Annotated in this window: 19 protein-coding genes and 1 tRNA gene; 7 read left to right on the top strand and 13 right to left on the bottom strand. The window is 43.8% G+C overall.

The features are described from left to right. The first annotated feature begins 148 nt into the window (after positions 1-148). Entirely contained in the window at positions 149-3,046 is a 2,898-nt protein-coding gene (locus tag B0I27_RS06355) for a DEAD/DEAH box helicase (RefSeq protein ID WP_106292383.1), read from the top strand. Here the strand turns inward: B0I27_RS06355 and aat are convergent. The 9 genes from aat to B0I27_RS17465 all read right to left on the bottom strand — a co-directional run bounded on the left by aat (position 3,043) and on the right by B0I27_RS17465 (position 10,015). After that, entirely contained in the window at positions 3,043-3,675 is a 633-nt protein-coding gene (aat, locus tag B0I27_RS06350) for a leucyl/phenylalanyl-tRNA--protein transferase (RefSeq protein WP_106292382.1), read from the bottom strand. The genes B0I27_RS06355 and aat overlap by 4 nt on opposite strands. A 78-nt stretch (positions 3,676-3,753) precedes the next feature. Beyond that, complete coding sequence (locus B0I27_RS06345) at positions 3,754-4,428, bottom strand: energy transducer TonB (RefSeq protein WP_106292381.1); 675 nt, start codon at positions 4,426-4,428, stop codon at positions 3,754-3,756. Between the two features lie 41 nt (positions 4,429-4,469). After that, complete coding sequence (rbfA, locus tag B0I27_RS06340; protein WP_106292380.1) at positions 4,470-4,844, bottom strand: 30S ribosome-binding factor RbfA; 375 nt, start codon at positions 4,842-4,844, stop codon at positions 4,470-4,472. Between the two features lie 87 nt (positions 4,845-4,931). After that, positions 4,932-6,110, bottom strand: coding sequence for a GTPase HflX (gene hflX, locus B0I27_RS06335; RefSeq protein WP_106292379.1), 1,179 nt, complete (start codon positions 6,108-6,110; stop codon positions 4,932-4,934). Between the two features lie 2 nt (positions 6,111-6,112). Beyond that, entirely contained in the window at positions 6,113-6,949 is an 837-nt protein-coding gene (trpC, locus tag B0I27_RS06330; protein ID WP_245925445.1) for an indole-3-glycerol phosphate synthase TrpC, read from the bottom strand. Between the two features lie 7 nt (positions 6,950-6,956). Continuing rightward, positions 6,957-7,520: an anthranilate synthase component II gene (locus B0I27_RS06325; protein ID WP_106292578.1), complete on the bottom strand. Its 564-nt coding sequence runs from the start codon at positions 7,518-7,520 to the stop codon at positions 6,957-6,959. A gap of 98 nt (positions 7,521-7,618) precedes the next feature. After that, a complete protein-coding gene (locus B0I27_RS06320; RefSeq protein ID WP_106292377.1) occupies positions 7,619-9,040 on the bottom strand; it encodes an anthranilate synthase component I family protein in 1,422 nt (473 codons plus the stop codon). 214 nt (positions 9,041-9,254) lie between these two features. Beyond that, a complete protein-coding gene (locus B0I27_RS06315) occupies positions 9,255-9,701 on the bottom strand; it encodes a cytochrome B (protein WP_106292376.1) in 447 nt (148 codons plus the stop codon). A gap of 206 nt (positions 9,702-9,907) precedes the next feature. Beyond that, positions 9,908-10,015: transfer RNA gene (locus B0I27_RS17465), tRNA-Asp, on the bottom strand. A gap of 140 nt (positions 10,016-10,155) precedes the next feature. On the opposite strand from B0I27_RS17465, the gene B0I27_RS06310 reads away from it, so the two are divergent. Beyond that, positions 10,156-10,632, top strand: coding sequence for an Lrp/AsnC ligand binding domain-containing protein (locus B0I27_RS06310; protein ID WP_106292375.1), 477 nt, complete (start codon positions 10,156-10,158; stop codon positions 10,630-10,632). An 81-nt stretch (positions 10,633-10,713) separates the two neighbouring features. On the opposite strand, the gene B0I27_RS06305 is transcribed toward B0I27_RS06310, so the two are convergent. After that, positions 10,714-11,700, bottom strand: a complete 987-nt coding sequence (locus B0I27_RS06305) for a pyruvate dehydrogenase complex E1 component subunit beta (RefSeq protein WP_106292374.1) — start codon at positions 11,698-11,700, stop codon at positions 10,714-10,716. A 242-nt stretch (positions 11,701-11,942) separates the two neighbouring features. Beyond that, the gene (locus B0I27_RS06300) at positions 11,943-12,446 is read right to left on the bottom strand and encodes a hypothetical protein (RefSeq protein ID WP_106292373.1); all 504 of its coding nucleotides are present in this window, start codon (positions 12,444-12,446) and stop codon (positions 11,943-11,945) included. Positions 12,447-12,565: 119 nt separating this feature from the next. On the opposite strand from B0I27_RS06300, the gene B0I27_RS06295 reads away from it, so the two are divergent. The 3 genes from B0I27_RS06295 to B0I27_RS06285 are packed head-to-tail and all read left to right on the top strand — an operon-like array spanning position 12,566 to position 16,623. Further along, on the top strand, positions 12,566-13,060 hold the full coding sequence (locus B0I27_RS06295; RefSeq protein WP_106292577.1) for a thioredoxin family protein: 495 nt from the start codon (positions 12,566-12,568) through the stop codon (positions 13,058-13,060). Between the two features lie 41 nt (positions 13,061-13,101). Continuing rightward, the gene (locus tag B0I27_RS06290; protein WP_106292372.1) at positions 13,102-15,624 is read left to right on the top strand and encodes a M1 family metallopeptidase; all 2,523 of its coding nucleotides are present in this window, start codon (positions 13,102-13,104) and stop codon (positions 15,622-15,624) included. A gap of 15 nt (positions 15,625-15,639) precedes the next feature. Beyond that, on the top strand, positions 15,640-16,623 hold the full coding sequence (locus B0I27_RS06285; protein ID WP_106292371.1) for a hypothetical protein: 984 nt from the start codon (positions 15,640-15,642) through the stop codon (positions 16,621-16,623). On the opposite strand, the gene B0I27_RS06280 is transcribed toward B0I27_RS06285, so the two are convergent. Beyond that, entirely contained in the window at positions 16,603-17,223 is a 621-nt protein-coding gene (locus tag B0I27_RS06280; protein WP_106292370.1) for a rhomboid family intramembrane serine protease, read from the bottom strand. The genes B0I27_RS06285 and B0I27_RS06280 overlap by 21 nt on opposite strands. Before the next feature lie 50 nt (positions 17,224-17,273). Between B0I27_RS06280 and pepT the strand changes: the two genes are divergently transcribed. Together pepT and B0I27_RS06270 are read left to right on the top strand one after the other, a co-directional pair. Next, a complete protein-coding gene (gene pepT / locus B0I27_RS06275) occupies positions 17,274-18,527 on the top strand; it encodes a peptidase T (RefSeq protein ID WP_106292369.1) in 1,254 nt (417 codons plus the stop codon). A 73-nt stretch (positions 18,528-18,600) separates the two neighbouring features. Next, positions 18,601-21,408, top strand: coding sequence for an outer membrane beta-barrel protein (locus B0I27_RS06270; RefSeq protein WP_181276699.1), 2,808 nt, complete (start codon positions 18,601-18,603; stop codon positions 21,406-21,408). Here B0I27_RS06270 and B0I27_RS06265 read toward each other — a convergent pair. After that, positions 21,405-23,162 (bottom strand): glycoside hydrolase family 3 protein, encoded by a 1,758-nt coding sequence (locus B0I27_RS06265; protein ID WP_106292367.1) that lies wholly within the window; start codon positions 23,160-23,162, stop codon positions 21,405-21,407. The genes B0I27_RS06270 and B0I27_RS06265 overlap by 4 nt on opposite strands. Between the last annotated feature and the right edge of the window lie 102 nt (positions 23,163-23,264).

Raw genomic sequence — 23,264 nt, 5'->3', positions numbered from 1 at the left:
CATTCTCTTCGATGGGTGTAATCTCAGCCTGTTTTAACAAGCACCCCTTAAGATGCCGCAAAGTTAAGCATCAAATTTTGATTTAGCTATTTTTCTGCATAAGTTTAGAGTTTTTTAAGTTCGGCTTATTTTCATTAGTCTGCCTTTCATGTTGCGTGTTGATAGTTCGAAGCCATTTAAAGTTGTATATTCCCTATGCAGGCATGAATTTCTTGGGTGGCTGATTGAGCCCCATGCAGTTCAGCTTAATTCCGATGGAGGGTTCTCTCTCACGCATCAGCGTTTGTTCAGCAATACCGTTGAAGAATTTTCGAAGGATCTTCATGAGTTAGATTTTAAGCTTATCAAGTTGCTTGATGAGATGGAGCAGGGCTATGTGATCAAGCGCTATTACAAAAAGATGATCCGCCCGGTTGAGTTCTTTGCCAGGGTATTCGATGACAAGATTCACAATTTAATACGTCCAAAAATCGAAAAGCGTCTGGTGGATGCATTTGCACTGCTACGCAAAAGGGAAGTTTTTCTGATGAGCCGGGAAGGATGGCCTGTAGACAAGGCGCTCTCGATTGCTGAAGAGCCTGCATCGGTTTTATTTCATTTCAGACGTTCGGAGACCGAAACACGCTATTTCCCTACCATAAAGTTTCAGGGAGTGAGAATTGAGTTCATGTTCAAAGACGCGCAGATTGTTTGCAATGAGCCCGCATGGCTGTTGTTGGAAGGCGTTCTGTACAATTTTCAGGACGATATGGAAGGAAAGAAGCTCCAGCCGTTCTTAAATAAACGGTATATCTCTATCCCGAAAACCTCAGAACGAACATACTTCGAAAAGTTCGTTACCCCCCTGATTGAAAAACACAATGTATTTGCTGACGGTTTCCTCATAAATACAGAGCGATATGATGCGGTTCCGGTACTTCGGGTCGACTACGTTCCGGAAGGTACCTCGCGGCTGCAACTCTTCTTCAGGTACGGGAATTACATTTTTCCTGCGGGAGGATCCAGAAAGGTTTCCGTCAAGATGGAAGTCCAGAGCGATGATTATACCTTCCACCGCATCAGAAGATCTCAAACATGGGAAAAAAAGAAGCAGGATGAGCTTATCCAGCTTGGCCTGAAAAAGACTTCTGATATCTTTACCCAATTTGAAGTAGGTGCGGCCACAGAGACATCTGATACGGCGTTGGGAGTACTGGAGTGGCTTAACCTTCATCATGATGAGCTATCGGCTATGGGTATCATCATCGAACAGCAGGAGGGTACTAAACGTTTCTTGTTCGGTTCCAGCAAAGTGGAACTTGGCTTTAAAGAGAACAATGACTGGTTTGATTTACAGGCTGTAGTACACTTCGGACCTTACCAGGTACCATTTATTGATCTGCGGCATCATATTCTAAACAAGATTCGCGAATATATTTTACCCTCAGGGGAGATTGCCATTATTCCGGAAGAGTGGTTCACGCAGTATGGAGATCTGATGATGTTTTCTGACAAGTTGGGTAATCATTTAAGATTGAAAAAGCACCATATAGGCCTGATAGCGGATTTCGCCAATAGCGAACTGGCAACACTGTCAATGGGCCGAAAGCTGCAAATGTTAAGCTCTTTTGAACAGATTGAAGAAACTGATATTCCCTTGAACTTTAAAGGGCTGCTAAGACCCTACCAGAAGGCGGGCTACAACTGGTTTCATTTTCTTAGGAAATACAATTTTGGGGGTTGTCTGGCAGACGACATGGGGCTTGGCAAAACGGTTCAGACACTTGCACTGCTGCAAAAGATTAAAGAAGAGAATTTCGCAAAAGGAGCAATATCGACCTCCCTAATTATTATGCCGACCTCCCTTATTTACAACTGGCAAAATGAGGCAGGTAAATTTGCGCCTGAGCTTAGAATCCTCGTGCACACCGGAACCTCTAGGAGCAAGGAGGTTGAAAGGTTTCTGGAGTATGATGTAGTGCTGACTACCTATGGCGTCACACGCGTAGATATTGATTTATTGGTCCAGCTTTATTTTGATTATATCATACTTGATGAGAGTCAAAATATCAAAAATCCGGCTTCGAAAGCGTATAAGGCGGTCAGGCAGCTGAAAGCAAAGCACAAGTTGATACTAAGCGGAACGCCCGTAGAAAATACGGTAAACGACCTCTGGACGCAGATGTCGTTCATAAATCCCGGTTTGCTGGGTAATCAAACGTTCTTTTTAAACGACTTTGTAAATCCCATAGAAAAGAAAAAAGATGAAGAGAAAGCTAGAAAGCTTCAGGCTTTAATCAAGCCCTTCGTTCTGAGGCGTACGAAAAACCAGGTTGCCGGAGAGCTTCCCGAAAAGACGGAGCAGCTATTCTATTGCCGGATGAGTGAGGAGCAAGCGGAGTACTATGAAAACGTTAAGTCTGAATATAGGAACGCGCTGTTAGAGGCTTTGGAAGATGGAACATTGGCTAAAACGCAGATTCAGGTATTGCAGGGTCTAACAAAGCTCCGCCAGATTGCAAACCATCCTCTTTTGGTCGACGAGGGCTTTGAAGGCGAATCCGGGAAATTTGAAAACGTCATTCATACCTTGCAAAATGTGCTTGCTGAAGGTCATAAAATCCTTGTTTTCTCTCAATTCGTTAAACAACTAGACATCTATCGCCTGTATCTCGATAAAGAAGGTATTAGCTATTCCTATCTGGACGGTGCGACCAAGAACCGCGGGGAGGTTGTAGAAGAATTTCAGCGAAACGATGAGATCAAGCTTTTTCTGATTTCTCTCAAAGCTGGCGGGGTGGGTTTGAATCTTACAGAAGCAGATTATGTGTTTATGTTAGACCCTTGGTGGAATCCTGCTGTTGAGCAACAGGCTGTAGACCGAGCGCACCGTATCGGCCAGAAAAAGAATGTTTTTATATATAAGTTCATTACGAAGGATAGTATCGAAGAGAAGATACTAGCTCTGCAGAGCAGAAAAAGGATTGTCGCAGAATCTCTTATCACCACGGAGGAGAGTTTCGTTAAGTCTCTAAGTTCGGAAGATATCAGAGATATACTGAGTTAAGTAGCCAAGAATTTCAGATATTCATTCCTGCTTATCATTTCGGCCCCCAGGCGAGTTAAATGTTCGCTTTCAATCTGACAATCAATAAGATGATATTCTTGTGTCTGGCATAGCCAAATCAAAGCCAGCTTGGAAGCATTGCTGGCATGGCTGAACATGCTTTCACCACAGAAAACTTTTCCGGCGGAAACGCCATAGAGTCCGCCGGCCAGGTCATTCCCGTCCCACACCTCCACCGAGTGCGCTATGCCCAGGTTGTGCAAACGAATGTATGCATCCTGCATCTCCTGCGTAATCCAGGTTCCATCCTGATCTTTGCGGACTGTAGCCGAGCACTCCCTGATCACATCTGGAAACGCCCTATTTCGTGTGATATTGAATTTCCCGGAACGAATGACCTGCCTCATACTTTTCGATACCTTAAGGTCGTTGGGGAATAGCACGAAGCGTTCATGAGGTGAGTACCACAATATGGGTGTTTCGTCTGAATACCATGGAAAAATCCCCTGACTATAGGCGTTGATTAAACGCTGGGGACTGAGATCTCCGCCCACTGCCAGAAGGCCGTCATCCTCAGCCAACTCCGGGGGTGGGAAGAAGGTGTCCTTTTCATCAAGCTTAAAAATCATCGCCACAAAACTATTAATAATAGTATGAACCGAACCCGGAAGTTTATCATGACCTGCTAGGCGCAAGGGATGTGCAATCTATTTAGCGTCCGGGCAGTGTTCGTTGATCAGGGAATTTGCCCGGTCACTACCTATCTTTCTCACAAACCGGAGATCCTGACAGGCGCTTTCTTTATCGCCCTTTTTTATCTTTTCTTTCGCCTGATCTATCACCCTCCCGATGTATTCATCATTGTAGCCGAGCTGGTCTTTTAGCTGTTTAATCTTTTGTTCTGCAGTTTCGTCATAGCCACCTTTATCCTTATTATCATAGTAAGTGGTAATTGCATCCGAGAGAGATTGCTGAGCTTTATAGGCCTCTATGGCTGCCTGTACCTCAGCCTCGGATCTCCAGCAGTTGAGGTTACTCAAGGAAAAGTTGATAGGGAGAAAAATAGCGCTTGTGGAGTCATATCCGGCGGGAATCTGCCACTTGCCGGAAGTCAGTCGTATCAACCTTAAAGCTTCCTCATCAAGGTCTATGCCGAGACCTTTGGAAACTCTCGCCTCCGTTACATTACCAGTTGAACCGAGGCGAAAGCTCACCTCTATGGTTCCCTGAATACAGTTGTGTTTTGAATAATGAGGGTAAATCAGACTCTCGCTGATAAAGTTTCGCAATCCCTGATTTCCTCCTTTGAAAAAAGGATCCTCTTCCGGCATAAGTGATGTCAGAAGAAGAAATAATAAGCTCAGGAGAATATTCACTTTCATTAATAGTATAACGAAATGAAAGCCGATTTATTGAGTGTCAGTTACTCCTCAGTGTCCGGTTGTCGAGGTTCTTTGCTGATCTTGTCAAAGATCTCATCCATACGCTCCACATACTCGTTTGTATCGTCAATAAAGAATTCCAAGTGAGGGATGATGCGTGCCTGGTTTTTTATCCTCGCGCCAAGCTTATAACGGATTTCACTTGCGTGTGCTTTAATCGTATTTAAGGCCAGGCTCGAATCCTGACTATTAAAAAAGCTCAAGAAGACACGGGCGATAGCCAGATCGGGGGTCATACGAACCTTGGTGATCGTAACCAGCATATTAGGCAGGAAGTTCATGCCTTCCCTTTGAAATATCTCCGCTAAATCTTTCTGAATTACTCCTGCGAATTTTTGCTGCCTTTTACTTTCCATCTTGTTTTTGTAAATAAGAAGCCCCAGTATTCCCTAAGGGCCGGTCCAAAGATAATGATAAGAGTTCAGAGCTCCCTTAAAGGAGCCCTAGTATAGTAAATTGTCATAAGGATATCGCGCAGTATGGATAGCTTTTGCTTTATCGTATACCAGCTGCTTAAATTCTTCGACGTTTTCCTTATTCAGTGCAGAAATAAAAACTGCAGGGCTATTGTGTTTCCCCATCCAACTGTTCTTAAATTCCTCTATCGTTAAAACGGGTGCTTCTTCTCCAGACTCAGGTCTCCAGGCATCAATTTTATTGAATACCGTAATGGTCTCTTTGTCGGCAGCTCCCAAATCTTTCAGCGTCTCATTAACGGTATTGATCTGGTCCTCGAAGTTCGGATGAGAAACGTCAACAACATGTATCAGGATGTCTGCCTCCCTTACTTCGTCTAAAGTTGATTTGAAGCACTCCACCAGATGATGAGGAAGCTTGCGGATAAAACCAACTGTATCAGACATCAGGAACGGAAGATTGTCAATTACAACCTTTCTAACGGTGGTGTCAAGCGTTGCAAACAGCTTGTTTTCTGCAAATACATCAGACTTCGATATCATGTTCATGATTGTCGACTTACCAACATTCGTGTAGCCGACAAGTGCAACACGAATGAGTTGTCCCCGGTTTTTCCGTTGTGTTTCGTTCTGCTTGTCAATCTGTTTAAGCTTCTCTTTCAACAAGGAAATCTTGGTTTGAATCATACGACGGTCACTTTCAATCTGGCTTTCACCCGGACCGCGCATCCCGATTCCCCCCTTCTGTCTTTCCAGGTGGGTCCACATACGTGTCAGTCGGGGCAGGAGATACTGAAGTTGTGCCAGTTCAACCTGTGTTTTTGCCTGAGCCGTTTGTGCCCTGCTTGCAAATATGTCGAGTATCAGATTGCTTCTGTCGAGGATTTTCACCTGCAACTCATTTTCTATGTTCCTGATTTGTGAGGGAGAAAGCTCATCGTCAAACACCACGATATCGATCTCTTCTGATTTCACATACGCCTGGATTTCTTCCAGTTTACCCTTTCCTACAAATGTAGAACGATCTGTATGGGTCATCTTTTGTGTAAACGTCTTCTCCGTTATCCCACCTGCAGTATCCACGAGGAACTCAAGCTCTTCGAGGTATTCGCGCACCTGCGCTTCCTTTTCGTCTGGGGTGATCACTCCCACCAGAACTGCGCGTTCCGGTTTTATCGCTGTGTCAAAATATTCTTGTCTGGGCATTTTTAATTTCTTAGTTCTTTTACAAAATTTTGTATTGCCGAGCCTGGATCACTGTTCTTCATAAAGTTTTCACCAATCAGAAAACCGTTGAAGCCTGCAGCTTTCAATTCAGTAATCGTCTTCGGATCACTTATCCCGCTTTCAGAGATCTTCAAAAAATTATCAGGAATCAATTCCACCAAATCATGAGAATGCTGAACTGAAACAGTAAATGTATCCAGGTTTCGGTTATTAACGCCTATAGCGTCTAAATCGTCAAAAATGTTCTTCTCTAGCTCCTCGCGGTTATGTACTTCTAACAAAACATTTAAGCCTAGAGTTTTAGCAAATTTGGCAAAGCCTGCAACTTGCTGAGGCGTAAGAATCGACGCAATGAGCAATATAATGTCTGCGCCTATCGCTTTTGCTTCTACAATCTGATATTCGTCGATTATAAAATCTTTTCTAAGTATGGGTATCTGATTGGCTTCTCTCGCCTCAACAAGGTCGCGAATCTTCCCTCCGAAAAACTTCTGATCAGTAAGTACTGACAGGGCAGAAGCACCAGCATCTGCATACTGCCTGGTTACGACTGATACTTCTGCAAGATCATTTATGATGCCTTTAGACGGCGATGCGCGCTTAAACTCAGCAATAATACCTGTGCGCCCTTCAGCAAGCATAAAATCCCGAAGTGAGTAACATGTCCTATCGAAATATTCACTTTTTTCAAGGCTGGAAACAGATATATTTTGTTTAGCCTGAGCGACCTCGAGGCGTTTATTTTCAACTATTTTAGCCAGAATACCACTCTGTTCAGCCGCCGGAGCGGAATTATTTACGTTTTTATCTTCCATCATAAAGAGTTTAGGCGAGCCAGTTAGAGATCATCATTTTTCCATGTTCCGTTAACACCGACTCGGGGTGAAACTGAACTCCCTTTACATCATATTGCTTATGCTTTAGCGCCATGATCACGCCTTCTGCATCTTTGGCTGTGATATGTAAACTGTCAGGGAGTCCGTCTCTGCTTACTGCCCATGAATGGTAGCGGCCGATGTTGAATGTTTCAGGCAGCCCGGAAAACAACGTTTCCTCTTTATCCAGAACCGACATCTCGGTAGCCCTACCGTGTACGGGGTACGAAAGATTATACAGATTACCACCAAACACTTCAGCAATTGCCTGAACGCCGAGACAAACACCCAAAATGCTTTTCGTAGGTGCATAAGCTTTGATTACATCAAGCAACAGGCCTGCTTCGGAAGGAATTCCCGGACCAGGTGAAAGTAGTATTTTATCGAACTCATTCACATCCTCAAGCTGAAACTTGTCGTTTCTCCAGACAACAGGATCTTGTCCGCACTCATTTAGCAGATGGACAAGATTAAACGTGAATGAATCATAATTATCAATAACTAATATTTTCATCAGACTTTTATTTGTTTTCGGTGGTGAAGCTATCATGAACATATTTTATTGCTGCGTGGAACAGTATGTACATGATGGTTTCATTCAGCTGTAAATGTTTAAACTTTTTCAAATGTCGGTACTATCGTTTTTGCCAGATCGATCGCCTTGCGCAAAGCCATTATTTTATTATTCACTTCATTAAGCTCACTTTGAGGATCCGAGTCGGCTACTATGCCAGCTCCCGCCTGATAATGAAGAACGTTATTTCTGCTCATAAACGAGCGGATCATAATGGCGTGGTTAAAGTCTCCGTTGAATCGCATGAACCCTATTGCACCACTGTAAAAACCCCTGCCGGTGTTTTCGTATTTATCTATCAGCTGTAAAGCCTTGTACTTTGGAGCGCCACTAAGAGTTCCCGCGGGGTAGGTGGCTCCCACAACCTTAAAGGGATCTACCTCTGCCTGTAACATACCGGTCACCTTCGAAACGAGGTGAATGATATGGGAATAATACTGAACCTCCTTAAAAGCCTTAACCTGTACGTTGCTACAGTGCCTGCTCAGATCATTTCGAGCGAGGTCAACCAGCATCACATGTTCGGCGCTCTCTTTAGGGTCGTTCTCCAGTTTCTCCGCTAACTGCGCATCCATCGCATCATTACCCGTTCTTAAGAAAGTTCCCGCAATTGGAAAGATCGTCGCCTCCCCTTTTTTTACAGTAAGCTGTGCCTCCGGGGAAGATCCAAACAATTTGAAATCGCCGTAGTCATAGTAGAAAAGATAAGGAGAAGGATTGATTGATCTCAACGCGCGGTAAACGTTAAATTCATCGCCGCTGAAAGGCTTGGAAAATGCCCTGGATGGCACAATCTGAAATACATCTCCTCTGAAAATATGCTTTTTCATATTTTCAACTACCTCGATAAAACCCTCGTCGGAGAAATTAGAGGTTTCAGACTCTTCTGAAGCAAAAGGGTACTCTGGAAAATCCTTGTTCTGTGTCAGATACTGAAGTTTCTCTAAACCGGATTCTTCTTCCTCCGAACACCTGTGCTCGAACAGATAGAGTTCGTTCTTGAAGTGGTCAACTGCGATAACATATTTGTACACATGGTACTGTAATAGGGGAATCTCCCTGGCTTCACTTAGAGAAGAAGTAAGCTTGATGTCTTCAAATTTTTCAATAGTTTCAAATGTGAAGTACCCGAACAGCCCGTTAGATATAAACTTAAAATCACCGTCTTCAAACGCGAACTTTTTTCTGAATTCAGTCACTTCTTCCTGCAGATTAATGCCTTCCGAAGGAACCTCCATCCTGCTTCCGTCCGGATAGTAAGTCATCAGCGTATTTTTATCCAATACGATACCCGCAATCGGATCACAGCAGATAAAGCTCATGCTGTTCTCGCGACTATGATAATCGGAACTTTCCAATAAAATGCTGTTGGGGAACACATCTCTGATTCTCAGGTAGATACTAACAGGTGTTGTGGTGTCAGCAAGCAACTTTTTGTATGATGTAAATAGCTTATGCATGTATATCGTATTATCTTGATGCGAAAAATAAAAAACAAAAAACCCGGTGTTATGCACCGGGTTCTATATTTATCTTGAAAAATTAGATCAATGGATTATAAACATACAACGCTACGGTGCACAGATTCGTGCCACCACCAGTTTTGAGTATATTTATTATTCAACATATTACAAATGAAAGTAAAGCAAGTTAAATTACCAAATGTTTTTTCAATTAATGACTGATGCCTAATAGCGGTCTTCCACTCTGTAAAATTGCCACAACAATTAATAACAAAGCTAATCCGAAGAAGATGGCAACAGGGCGATGTTTAGCGGTTAGTTCGGCAATCTTCTTTGACTTTGCATTTCCAATAGTAATTAACACCGCAGCTGCGAGCATCATCGCCACATGTTCTACCTTCCAGTAGCGCAGGGTGCTGTCTTTCATTGCCTCACCCATTGTACTACTGGTAACCAGGGGACTCACGAAATATAAAAATAATCCAACAAGTACCTGTACGTGCGTTGATATCAACGTTACCAGATTCAGCGTCTTATTAGCTTTGCTGAAAGGTTTTTTGCCGAACCAGCCCATAAAAGCTAATATGGTTGCCACAACCAGGGCAAAGAATACTACAAATCGCAGCAAAGAATGCGCGTGGAATAAGAAATCGTACATAATTTTCTAATAGTTACTCAAAGAAACGAAAATTGTATTGATTTAAGAAAAGGGCTCAGCATAAATGACCAAGTTTAATGTAACAAAATCTTTGTCAGTTTACACAACTGTATGAATCATTTTTTTTACTTTTAACGAAAAAAAATAAGCTCCCGATGGGCGAGAGCTCAAACTAACCAATTATAAACCTAAATTATTGAAAGGAGCTGTAAGGGAAGGAGTCGAACCTTCAAGGAGTGGTTAGCCATTGCTGGTTTCCCATATTCTCCGCCACCGAGACAAGGAGGTGTGTCTGCCAGTTTCACCACCTTACAGTATTTTCAAGCAGTTTCTTTCCGCTTGATACAAATATAGTATCGGGTACGCGATTGTTGCAAATATTTTAACAAAATATTTTAATTTTTGTGAACTTATTATTTACTTCGTATATATATTAATATCTTTCAAAAAATTTATGGAAAAGAAGAGCCTTAATTTAGAAATTGATAATCTGGATATGCAAATCCTGTCTATCCTGATGGAAGATGCTACAATACCTTATACAGAGATCGCCAAGAAGCTGATTGTGTCGGGAGGAACGATTCACGTCAGAATGAAAAAGATGCAGGATCTTGGTATAATCAAGGGTTCTAACCTATTAGTCGACGCGCAAAAGATTGGTTATGACGTATGCGCCTATCTTGGAATTTACCTTGAAAAAGGTTCTACATATAAGGATGCGGTGGAGAAGCTCAGAGGGATAAAAGAGATCGTTGAGTTACACTACACAACAGGTGCCTGGAGTATGTTCGCGAAAATTATTTGCCGCGATACCAACCATCTTCGTCTGGTTCTCAATGATCATATTCAATCGGTAGCAGGTATTCAACGTACTGAAACGTTTATCTCTTTGGAAGAAAGTATTAAAAGGCAGATCAGCCTTGATCTGTAGTCTCAAATCAATATTAGGGCCTCATATAAAAAAAGCCAATCTCGTTATCCGGGATTGGCTTTTTTATGGTATAGTATATTGTTATTTGTTCACGTACAACACGCTTTTAACCGCTTTTACCACGCGCTCCGCATTAGGTAATGCTTCTTTTATCAACGTTGGAGCGTAAGGAAGAGGTACGTCTGCCGAAACTACCCGTACAACCGGAGCATCAAGGTAATCAAAAGCTTCGTTCTGTACTTTGAATGCGATTTCAGTAGCGATAGAGCCCAGAGGCCATGCTTCTTCCACAATCACCAAACGGTTAGTTTTCTTAACGGAATTGATAATGGTATCATAATCAATCGGACGTACCGTGCGCAGATTAATCACCTCAGCGCTGATTCCTTCTTTCTTCAGTTCTTCAAGTGCCGGATGAACAACACGTGGAAGCATTTTTCCAAAAGATACGATAGTTACATCCGTTCCCTCGGTTTCCACATGTGCCTTACCGATCTCGATGTAGTATTCTTCTTCAGGAACGTGTCCTTTGTCACCGTACATAACTTCCGATTCCATGAAAATTACAGGATCCGGATCTATAATGGACTGTTTCAATAAACCTTTGGCGTCATAAGGATTTGAAGGAACAACAACTTTCAATCCGGGAACGTTCGCGAACCAGTTCTCAAAGTTCTGGGAATGCTGGGCGCCTAATTGTCCTGCATTACCAGTAGGGCCACGGAATACAATAGGAACCTGAAACTGTCCTCCGCTCATTGAAAGGATCTTCGCAGCTCCGTTAATGATCTGATCTATAGCAACCAGGGAGAAGTTGAACGTCATGAATTCAACGATAGGTTTTAAGCCATTCATGGCAGCACCAGTAGCAATACCGGCAAAACCTAGTTCCGCGATTGGAGTATCGATTATTCGCTTTGCACCGAATTCTGCAAGCATACCCTGGCTCACTTTGTAAGCACCGTTATACTCAGCAACTTCTTCGCCCATTAAGAATATCTTTTCATCTTTGCGCATTTCTTCGTTCATTGCTTCACGCAGCGCTTCTCTGAACTGTATTTCTCTCATTATTTGCTAAATCAATATTTGGAACGCAAATATAATGCAGTAATGTTTGGGAAACAAGTAGCAGTGGAGACGATATGACCGATAATGACCCGGTTTGAAAATAAATCATACAAATCGGGCCTTTAATTCGAGCAATGGAGACCTACCCGGAGGATGCTCGCATCAAATGTTACATAGAAAAGTGGCGTGCAAAATGAAACGGCCCCTGTCGGGGCCGCATCATTACCGTTCAAAAAACCAGTTTATCTTGCTCGCCTGGCTTCCACAGTCCTCCGGTTGCTCGAATCCCTTTTTGCAACGTTCTTTTGTCTTTTGATCGAACTCCCCTTCCTGTCCCTGAGCTTTTCTGCCCTCGATTGTTTTAAGGAGGCATACTTAGCCTGCTGCTGGCTGTTCAACACCCGGCTTAATCTTTTTTCATTGTCTGCCCGCTCAGACTCCATTTGTTTTAACTGCTGAAGTCTCTGTTTTTGCGACTTCTCACGGGCAACAGCCATATTCTTAGCCCTCTTTAAGTTTATTTTATATACTTCGGACTTCTGTTTATCTGACAGTGAAAGTTGCTTGTCCAGTCTGTCTGTTGCCTGTCGTGCTTGTTGCTCCGGACTTGCTATTCGATTTCGGCCTCTTTCGAACCTTTCAAGTTGTCCACCATGTCTGTTCTGAGTGCGCTTTGCCTTTTCCTGGGCTATGCCTGATGTTGCTAATCCTGCCAACAATAGAGCTGCTATGAGTGTCTTTTTCATGTTTTAGTGTGTTTATAAGATAGATGACTAAAGGAGGAGATAGTTTAATGGCATTATGTTAAAAGATGTTAAGAAAGGCTTATATCTTTGTGCGTCTGCATTTAGAATACAGTATCCATATGATCAAAAGAATTTTCCAGCTATTTTTTATCCTCTCAGTTTTGATTAGCCTTGTATCGGCACAGGATGTTAAAGTATACAATCCCGGGGCCAATGCCGCAGCTGAAATCAGGCAGGCAATATCAAAAGCGGGGCAGGAAGGCAAGCATGTATTCTTGCAAATCGGGGGTAACTGGTGCGTATGGTGCCTTCGGTTTAATGAGCTCGTCATCAAAAACGATACCTTGAGCAACAAATTGAAAACAAATTATGTAGTTGTTCACGTCAATCACAGCAAGGAAAATAAAAATGAAGAGGTACTTGCATCTTTAGGGTATCCGCAGCGTTTTGGTTTCCCTGTCTTTGTCATCCTGGATGGAAAAGGAAACCTGATTCATACCCAGAATAGTGCTTATCTTGAAAGCGGCAAGGGGCATAGCTCCGCCAAGGTGCTGGAGTTCCTGAATAACTGGTCTCCCCTTGCGATTGATCCCCGGTCTTACATCAGTAAGTAGACATTTTTCAAACAAAAAGCTCCATAGAATTTTCTATTTATATGATTAACAAATCGTTCAGGCAACTTGCACTTGCTGTCACAATTGCCCTTTTTATACCTGCTGTCGCTACGTCGCAGGTAAACGTATCAGCTGCTCCGGAACTAAGTATATACAGAGAGAGTGCTGCGAAAATTAATGCCCTGGTTCATACCAAACTTGAGGTTCGCTTCGACTATGCAAAGTGTTATCTTTATGGCAAGGCCTGGGTGACACTCAAGCCACATTTTTATGCTACCGATTCCTTACAGCTGGATGCCAAAGGTATGGAGATCAAGAATGTCTCACTCATCTCCGGGAAGTCATTACTTCCCCTCAAGTATTCCTACGACGGACGGTCTCTTCGGATCAACTTGGGAAGAGAATACAATCGTGATGAAAAGTACACGGTCTTCATCGATTATGTTTCCAAACCTAATGAGCTGAAGGCAGAGGGAAGCCAGGCTATCAGAGACGCTAAAGGACTATATTTTATCAATCCAGATGGCTCGGATAAAGATAAACCTGTACAAATCTGGACGCAGGGAGAAACAGAGGCCTCTTCTGTGTGGTTTCCGACCATCGACCGACCCAACCAGAAAACCACTTCGGAAATCAGCATGACGGTTCCTGCAAAGTACGAGAGCCTGTCAAACGGCAAGCAGGTATCCAGAAAATTGAATAATGATGGTACCCGAACAGATACATGGAAAATGGATCTTCCTCATGCTCCTTACCTGTTTATGATGGCAGTTGGCGACTTTAAAATTTTCAAAGATAAGTGGAGAGACCTTCATGTTGATTATTATCTGGAGCCTGCCTACGCACCCTATGCAAAGCAAATATTCGGGCATACTCCCGAAATGATGGAATTCTTTTCCAAGAAGCTTGGAGTAGACTTCCCCTGGAATAAATACGCACAGATTGTCGTTCGGGATTTCGTCAGCGGTGCTATGGAAAACACAACGGCAACGATTCATGGGGAGTTCGTTCAGGCCACAGACAGACAGTTGCTGGATGAGAACGAAGGCGAAGACGTGATTGTGCACGAGCTGTTTCACCAATGGTTTGGTGATTATGTTACCACCGAAAGCTGGAGCAATCTCACCGTTAACGAATCCTTCGCCAACTTCAGCGAGGTGCTTTGGCGTGAGTACAAGTATGGAAAAGATGAGGGTGATGCTGTGAACTATAAAGATATGCAGCGTTATCTCAGCTCTCCTGAAGACGCTGAAAAGCATCTGGTGCGCTTCCACTACAAAAACAAGGACGATATGTTCGACCTCGTTAGCTACCAGAAAGGGGGGAGAATTGTGAACATGCTTCGGAATTATCTCGGTGAAGAAGCATTCTTCAAGGGGCTGAACCTATATCTGAAACAAAACGCATTTAAGGCTACGGAGGCCCACCAGCTGCGTCTGGCATTGGAGCAGGTAAGTGGAAAAGATCTGAACTGGTTCTTTAATCAGTGGTACTTTAATAGCGGGCACCCGGTGCTGAATATTAGTTACCATTGGGATGAAGCCGCCAAGATCCAGAAAATATTTTTAAGTCAGACTCAGGAAGGCAGCGCATTTAAACTTCCTCTGGCTGTCGATGTATATGCCAATGGAAAAGGCGAGCGATATAATTTCTTTGTCACGAACAAAAAAGACACACTGGTTATTAAGCTGAATTCAAAGCCCGACCTGGTTAATGTAGATGCTGAAAAAACACTTCTCGCTGAGAAAAAAGATAACAAAACACTCCAGGAGCTTACTTTCCAGTATTTCAATGCACCCTTGTATGTCGACCGGCTTGAAGCCTTAGACTCATGTAGCACTGCACAGCAAACTCATGAAGGAGCGCGTAGTGTGATGCTTGCTGGGTTGAAGGATAAATACCATGGCCTGCGCATCTTCGCACTTAACAATATTGATCTGAACGACTCCATTACCCAAGCTTCGGCATTACCTTTAATACGGGAGATTGCGGCATCAGATCCCAAAACACTTGTGCGGGCAGCAGCTCTTCAGAACCTTGCGTCCATGCGCGATCCGTCGAACAGACCCATATTCGATACTGCCCTTAAAAGCCGGTCTTACTCTGTACAAGCGGCGGCACTTGCCGGAGTTATCATGCTGAATCCGGACGACGCTTTCCCAATTGCCAAAAATCTGGAAAAAGGGAGCAGGGGCGAGTTGACTAAAGCTGTAATGGCTGCCTATACTTACGGCGGCGGCGAAGATGAATTGACCTTTTTCAGTGATTCTTTCGATAAGGCGGGGCTTCAGGACAAAGTAGAAATGGCTACCCCTTATTTGAGTATCCTGGCAAGAGCAGGCGACACAGGCGTGGTTAACAGACGTATCACTGATTTCAAAAAGATTGGCGTCGAAAACCGCAAATACGGTATCGACGTCTATATGCTCGATCTGTTCGAGTCGTTCCTGCAAGTGAAGCAGGAGATGGCTAAAAACGCTTCTGCTCAACAAAAGAAAGAACTGGAAGAGCAGATCAAACATATCTCTGCGGCAATCGCTGAGTTGAAGAAAACGGATTCTTAAAGATATATTTCAACTATGAGTACTACATTATTCCGTCCTTTTGAAAGATTTAACTTTAGTGACAAGGTCTGCTTTTTGACGGGTCTGGAGGCCGGCCATCAGATTCAGGTGTTTCCTGAATGGATGGTAGCTCAGTTTCATCTGGAAGATAAAGCGCTTAAAATGCTTGATGAGCATATCCTTACCTATCCGGATATCAAAATCCCTGTTTCTGAAAAGGCACTTGGTGAATTGAACAAACTGGAAACGGATGTAAGCACAGCCTTTAACCACGGATATCAGGCAGTGAAAGAGTTGGATGATCTTCGTCTATTCCAATGGATCGCCAAGCAGGTGTACGGAATGATCCATCATGAGGTAAGAGCAGGAATGCGCCAGCAGAGAGCCGCTGGAGAAGCACTCAATTTTTCTCAGGGCCTGATGCAGAAATTTGGAAACCTCCACCTGATGTTGCAATCATTGGTCAGCCCGGTCGAGTTTGAAGGGGTGCTCCCCTGGAAGATCCTGGTGTTCCCCATCGACAATCCTCCCGCTGCGTTTATATACAGAGACGAAATCAATACTCTAGTATTTTCTCTCACCATGGCAGATTTTGGTATCATAGCCTGCCTGCAGGACAATGGAGAGAATGCCAACTATCATCAGGATGTGCTCAATAAGGTGGGCTCTAATACGCTTCAGCCGATTCAGTTCGAAGAGCTATGTGCGCGTTTCTTTTACTCGGCATATATTTTTAATCGCCTGCCTGAATATTCGCTCCTTTCTACCGGAGATATGAATTATATCGATGCCATGCCGCTGCGTATCAGCAGCAGACCGGTTTTTGATGCCTGGCAAGCAAAAACATACGGACAGGTTCTGGAAACGTTCTGGAAGCCATGGGGATATGTCCTTTTTGAGATCATAAAAGATCCGGATCATCCGATGAGCTTTCTGTTAGATGCACAGGGTCATTTTATCGTTAACCCGCGGCCAGCATCAGCCTCCCAGCATTCTTGAGAGCTCCGAGAAGAAATGTTTGACAATTCCCGGGAAGAAAATAATCGTAATGATCATGCCTGAGAGCGCACCGTAAAAGTGAGCATCGTGGTTAATGCCACTTGCCTGCTTTGCTGCATAGGCACTATATGCCAGGTATAACACACCAAATATTACTGCAGGTATGCCAATGGGAATGAACATAATGTAGAACTTCGTACTTGGGTCAAACAGGATGTAGCTGAATACTACCGCCGCTATCGCACCAGAAGCACCGAGGCTATTGTACCAGAAATCGTTTTTATGGCGGCTTATCGTAGTCAGATCACTCAAGGCAAGGCTTGCTATATACAGGACAGCAAATTGCCAGCTTCCTATCATTCTTTCCAGGGTAAAGGCAAAGAAATAGTAAGAAAACATATTAAAGAAAAGATGTCCCCAGTCCTTATGAATCAGGCCGCTGGTAAGGATCGAATACACCCTCTGACCGCGTGAAACACTGTAAGGATGAAGCATGAATTTTCCATAAACCTGCTCATTTGAAAAGGCGTATAGACTCGTTACTATCGTTAGGATAAAGATGAAAGCAGCTACAGGAGTCTGGCTAAATAGATCTTGCATAATGCCCGTAATGTACAAATTATTTTACTTTTGTCTGAAAACCCGATATCATGGACCGTTTTAAATCCTACTCCTTTACAGCACTCGAACGCTTTCTGAAATACGTGACGATTGATACCCAGTCAGATCCTGCATCACCATCACAGCCTTCTACCGAGAAGCAAAAAAACCTCGGACGTTTGCTTGTCGATGAGCTTCACGAGATGGGAATCAGGGATGCGGAGTTAGATGAGTACGGTTATGTATACGCTACAATACCTTCAACCACAGATAAAGACGTGCCTGTCATATGTTTTTGTTCCCATATGGACACTTCTTCCGATTGTAGTGGATACAATGTGAGTCCTCTTGTGCACCACAACTATCAGGGTCAGGACATTGTATTGCCCTTGGATTCCAGACAGGTTATAAAAGCTGCCGAACACCCCGACCTTCAGTATCAAATTGGTAATGATATTGTTACTGCAAGTGGCGACACCTTACTTGGTGCCGATAATAAAGCAGGCCTTGCCGAAATTATGGATGCCGCAGCTTTCCTGATGTCTAATCCGGATCTAAAGCATGGGAAGATCCGGATACTGTTTACCCCTGACGAGGAGATCGGCCGCGGTGTAGACAAGGTAGATCTGCAAAAGCTGGGGGCCCAATACGGCTATACTGTCGACGGGGAAACCCTTGGATCTATAGAAAATGAAACATTCTCCGCGGATTTCGCCCGCATCACCATACAAGGAGTGAGCTCTCATCCAGGCTTTGCCAAGGGGCATATGGAAAGTGCATTGAAGATCGCAGCCCAGATAGTAGCTTTGCTCCCCAAAGACAGACTTTCGCCGGAAAGCACCTCAGGGAAGGAAGGATTTATTCATCCTGTAGCTATGCAAGGATCGGTGGAAACAGCCACTATCGATTTTATTCTCCGTGATTTTTCTGATCATGAATTGAAAAACCATGAGCAGATTCTGAAAGTAATCGCGGAGGAAGTCATGGAACACTATCCCTCATCTTCTTATCAACTGGAAATAAAGGAGCAATACCGCAATATGAAGAATGTTCTTGATGAACATCCTGATCTTGTGGAATATGCTATGCTGGCTATCCAAAAAGCAGGCATTGAGCCTAAGCTGCAAAGCATCAGGGGTGGGACAGATGGCTCTAGATTGTCCTTTATGGGACTTCCCTGTCCCAATATTTTTGCAGGAGAGCATGCCTTCCACGGCAAGCATGAATGGATCTCTGTGCAGGACATGCACAAAGCCGTTGAGACCATTGTTAATATCGCGCTTATTTGGGAGGAAAAAAGTTAGATTGGTGATTAAACCTCCGGGGTTTCATGGAGTCTTAAAAGGGTTGCAATTATATACCCCTCATTTAAGCTCAATGAAACCTGTTTTATTTTTCTTTTTAATCACTCTCTTTAGTTCTGTCCTGTATGCGCAGAGTGCGCGCGACGTTTCCGGTGTTGTACTCGATTCTACAGGCACCAGTGTCATAGCTGCAACAGTCAAACTGACATCATCCGGCGATACGCTGTTCACACGTACCGATATCGATGGGAAATATGCTTTCAAAAACGTTCGGTCTTCGCAGTTCCTGATCAGTGTTAGTAGTCTTGGTTACAAGAGTTTTAATCAGCGCTTTCTTTTTCCGGAGGGCACTACACCTCTTAAGCTGAAAGTTATTACGCTTAAAACCCAAAGTAACCTGCTAAATGAGGTGCTTGTATCCGGTGCTTTGCCGATCACGGTGAAAGAAGATACGATAGAATACAGGGCCAGCGATTTTCCCGTTAGAGAAAACTCCGTTGTAGAGGACGTTTTAAAGAAGCTTCCCGGCATTGAAGTCGACAAGGACGGTAACGTAACCACGCAGGGAAAGAGTGTAACGAGGGTGAGGGTAAACGGTAAGGACTTTTTCGATGGTGATCTGAAAACTGCAACGCGGAATCTGCCTGCTGAAATCATAGAAAACATACAGCTAGTAGACGACTACGGTGACCAAGCGAATGCAAGTGGTATTCGCACCGGAGATCCTGATAAGATCCTCAACATTACTATCAGTCCAAGCAAGAATAAGGGAGTGATAGCCAATGGCGTTGCCGGCGGTGGAAATGATAGTCGTTATATTGCATCTGGTATGGGCCGGATTATGAACAATGATGAACAGGTATCATTCATGTTTAACCTCAATAACACCAATGCTAACCTGTTCGATTTTGCGGGTGGAGGGAATCAGCGGGGTGGCCGCTTCAGAGGGGCAGGCGGTGGTCGTGGCGGCAATAGCGGTGGCATCACGAATACGCAAGCCGGTGGCTTTGATTACAGGAAAGATCTTTCCAAAAAGATTACCGTTTTCGGCAGTTACCGTGTTTCAGCCTCTAATAATAATGCCATTACTGATAGAATATCTGAAACAATCACAGGAGGCCGGGAGATACTCACCATTCAAAACAGCCGTTCTGAACGCGACAATGTTAATCAGGGACTCAATTTAAACCTCGAGTATAAAATTGATTCACTTAACTTTCTTAAAATAGCACCTTCTCTTAACCTGAGTTCCAGTAAATCAGATAATCTTAGCGCAAGGCAGATAACGGAGCTAGTTAGGCAAAATCAAAATACCATTTCAAGCAGTGATGCCAGCTCTCCTGCATTCGGTGCGGATATTCTTTACAACAAACGGTTCTTAAAACCTGGGCGAAATTTCTCTTTGAACTATTCGTTTAACAAGTCGTACAACCAGAATGACCAAAACGTTGCAGACGCTTTTGAGTTCTATGATACTGGTGGAATATTTGTAGCAGACTCCGCGTCCAATAGACTAATATATACAGATAACGAGCGGTTCAATAATGAGTTGAATGTAACATACAGTGAACCTTTGGGTGTTTACTCTCGCCTGGATTTTTCTTATGCCTTGAGCCGAAGCGAGTACGACAACAGCAGGATCACGAATTTGGAGGGTGCTGGTGGTTATCTAAGATCAGACTCGCTTAGTAATGTTTTTGATTATTCCTTCACTACGAATCGTTTTGGCCTGAGTTACCGGTATGACAGAGATAAACTCTATAACTTCTCCATCGGACTCGCGGCTCAGCCTACGTCATTAAAAGGCTATTCAGAGACAAATAATGTTCGTGCCGGGAAAGATGGATTCAATTTCTTTCCTAGCGTACGTTTTTCTTATAATTTTGCAAAAACGGTTTCTCTTAGAATTAATTACTCAGGGGCAAGCAGTGAACCAAGCTTCGAGCAAATCCAACCGGTAGTCGATCTGAGCAACCCGCAGAGTCCCGTTATCGGTAATCCCAACTTGAAGTCTTCGTTGAACCAAAGCCTGAATATTGAATATAACAATACCAGCGCGGAAACCGGATCCTATTTTAGTGCGGGACTGAGGGGCAACCTTGTAAGCGACCGAATTATCAATAATACGATACGCGTACGCCAGCCCGTTATAAAGGGCAGCGACACTACCTACAACCTCATTCAGGAAAGAAGATTTCTTAATGAAGATGGATATTATACATCAAACGGATACTACCGGTGGTCCAAACCTTTCAAGGACCGAAAATATCGTCTGCAGCTGGGAGGCTCGGTGAATTATACCAATGATATTTCTTATGTAGATAACGAAAAGAACATAGGCAAGAACTGGACATTCTCTCAAATGGCCAGAATTCAGATCAACCCTAACGAGAATATTGATATTACGCCAGGAGTTAACTACAGATATGGATTTGTTAATTATTCACTCCCCAATAGCATAGACGCCAAAAATTCGACTGTGTCACTCGACCTTAATGCTAAGATCTATTTTCTCAAAACCTGGATCATTGGTTTTGATGGCAGCAAGAATATAAACAGTGGCTTTGGTCGGGTTAATACCAATCCTCTTGTTATCAATAGTTATCTGGAAAAGCAACTCTTCAACAGAAAAGGCGGACTGAGGTTACAGGGATATGACCTGCTGAATCAGGCGGCTGGAGTAACTTTTAGCCAGGGAGACAATGGATACTCATCCAGCAACACGAACCTCCTGACTCGCTATTTCCTGCTGACGTTTTCTTACCGGTTTAACAAGTTTGCTGGTAGAACGCAAAACAACGATAGCAGAGGGGGCGGAGAAAGACGCGAAGGGGGCTTCAGACCCGGGGGCGGTGGCCCTCCGGGCGGACGAGGCTTCTAGTAGTTCACTTGTCCGAGCACTGGCTTTGGCTCCGGGAAATAATTAATTCCATCCCCGTTTCTGAAGAATGTGTTAATACTCACTGGAAGTTTGCCCATTGCAGGCATCTGGCCCGTTACTACCTTTGCGGCAGACCGCTGTGCTTGGGGGCTGTTCTCATAATTAACGATGATGCTCTTACTTGACTCGATTCCCGGTAAGCCCGCAATGGTGTAAGGATTTGCAAATACACAGGTAATGGTATTCAACTTAGAAAGCTCAGCTATGAATATTTTTAGCTGGGTGTTATAATCAAGCGAGCTCTGAGGGCGTTTACGGTAATCATGGATAGCCATGATTACCTGATCGAACTTCGCTACTTCACGCAGCATTGCTCTAATATCCGTGGCAGATCCTATCTTGGACATAAGAAAGTTTGTAGAGTTCGGAATTCTCGACTTTAACTCCCTCTGAAAAGTTGAAACCTCTGTTGTACCCAGACTGATAATCGCGGTTTTCTTAGAAAGGTCAAGGGTCTTTATCAGACTGTCGCTTTTTAATACAGTTGTTGATGCATCAGTTAGTCGCTGCACGAGGCTGGATGATTCCGGGCGCATCACGGCGGCTGAAATATGCTCTGTAGAAAGAGGTCTAACGATGCTTAGTCCTGCCCAGTATTTTGCCTCGAGGATCTTCCGTACGCTTGTATCAATCTGCTGAATCTCTATTCTTCCCTGCCTTATGGCTTTCTTAACAAGCTTAATTGCCCGTTTCGTATTCTCTGATAGCTCAATGACATCATTTCCTGCAATAACTGCTCTTACATCTGCTTCGCCGTCAGGAAAAAACTTTACCACTCCTTTCATTTCCATCGCATCGGTAATAGCGAGGCCGCGGAAACCGAGCTCTTTCTTCAGTAAGCCTTTTACTATTGGTTCAGAAAGTGTAGACGGGAGATTCTTTGTCGCATCAAGCGAAGGGATGTTCATGTGGGCGATCATCACACCTGAAGCTCCTTTGTCGATGAGCTGCTTAAAGGGATATAATTCGAGCGAGTCGAGGCGCTCTTTGCTGAACTTAAGCTGGGGGAGGTCATGATGAGAGTCTACGTTGGTATCACCGTGTCCGGGAAAGTGTTTTATACTTACCAATATTCCCTCATCCTGAAGTCCTTGCATGTAAGCAAGGCTTTTCGTCGCTACGTTATACTTATTGTCGCCAAATGACCGATATCCGATCACGGGATTCGCAGGATTGTTGTTGATGTCGACTACGGGTGCAAAGTTCAGGTGCATTCCCAGCGCCCTGAAATCTCTTCCTATCTCCCTGCCCATTTGATAGATCAGGCTGGTATCTTGTATCGCCCCCAGTGTCATTTGATAGGGATAAGCGATAGTGCTGTCAAGGCGCATAGCCACTCCCCATTCTGCATCCATAGCGATTAGCAAGGGAACTGATGATACCGACTGATACCGGTTAGTGAGAGCAGCCTGCCTTCCCGGTCCTCCCTGGAAAAATACCAACCCTCCGACTTTACCCCTCCTGATCATCTTCTCAACCAAATCTTCGTACGCCTTGCCTTTATCGGTATGTGCCCTGACAAAGAACATCTGCGCTACTTTCTCTCTTTTATTTAGCTTGTTAAATACGGAGTCTACCCATCTGTCTTTATCGGCGTCGGCTTCGTAAAATGGCTTTTTGTGTTGAGCGGAAAGACTGTAGCTAGTCAGAAGGATGGTAAAGAATATAAAAAGGCGGGGCCGTATGGCTCTCATAGTATTAATATTTGGTGTGTATCTGAACTACAAATATTAATATTTCTTAATTGTTTTATAAGAATTCGAAAATGAAAGAGCGGTCTGGGTTCGCAGACCGCT

Origin of the sequence: Arcticibacter pallidicorallinus, from assembly GCF_003002875.1 — a bacterium.
GTDB lineage: Bacteria > Bacteroidota > Bacteroidia > Sphingobacteriales > Sphingobacteriaceae > Arcticibacter > Arcticibacter pallidicorallinus.
This window is presented reverse-complemented; position numbering and strand designations above follow the sequence as displayed.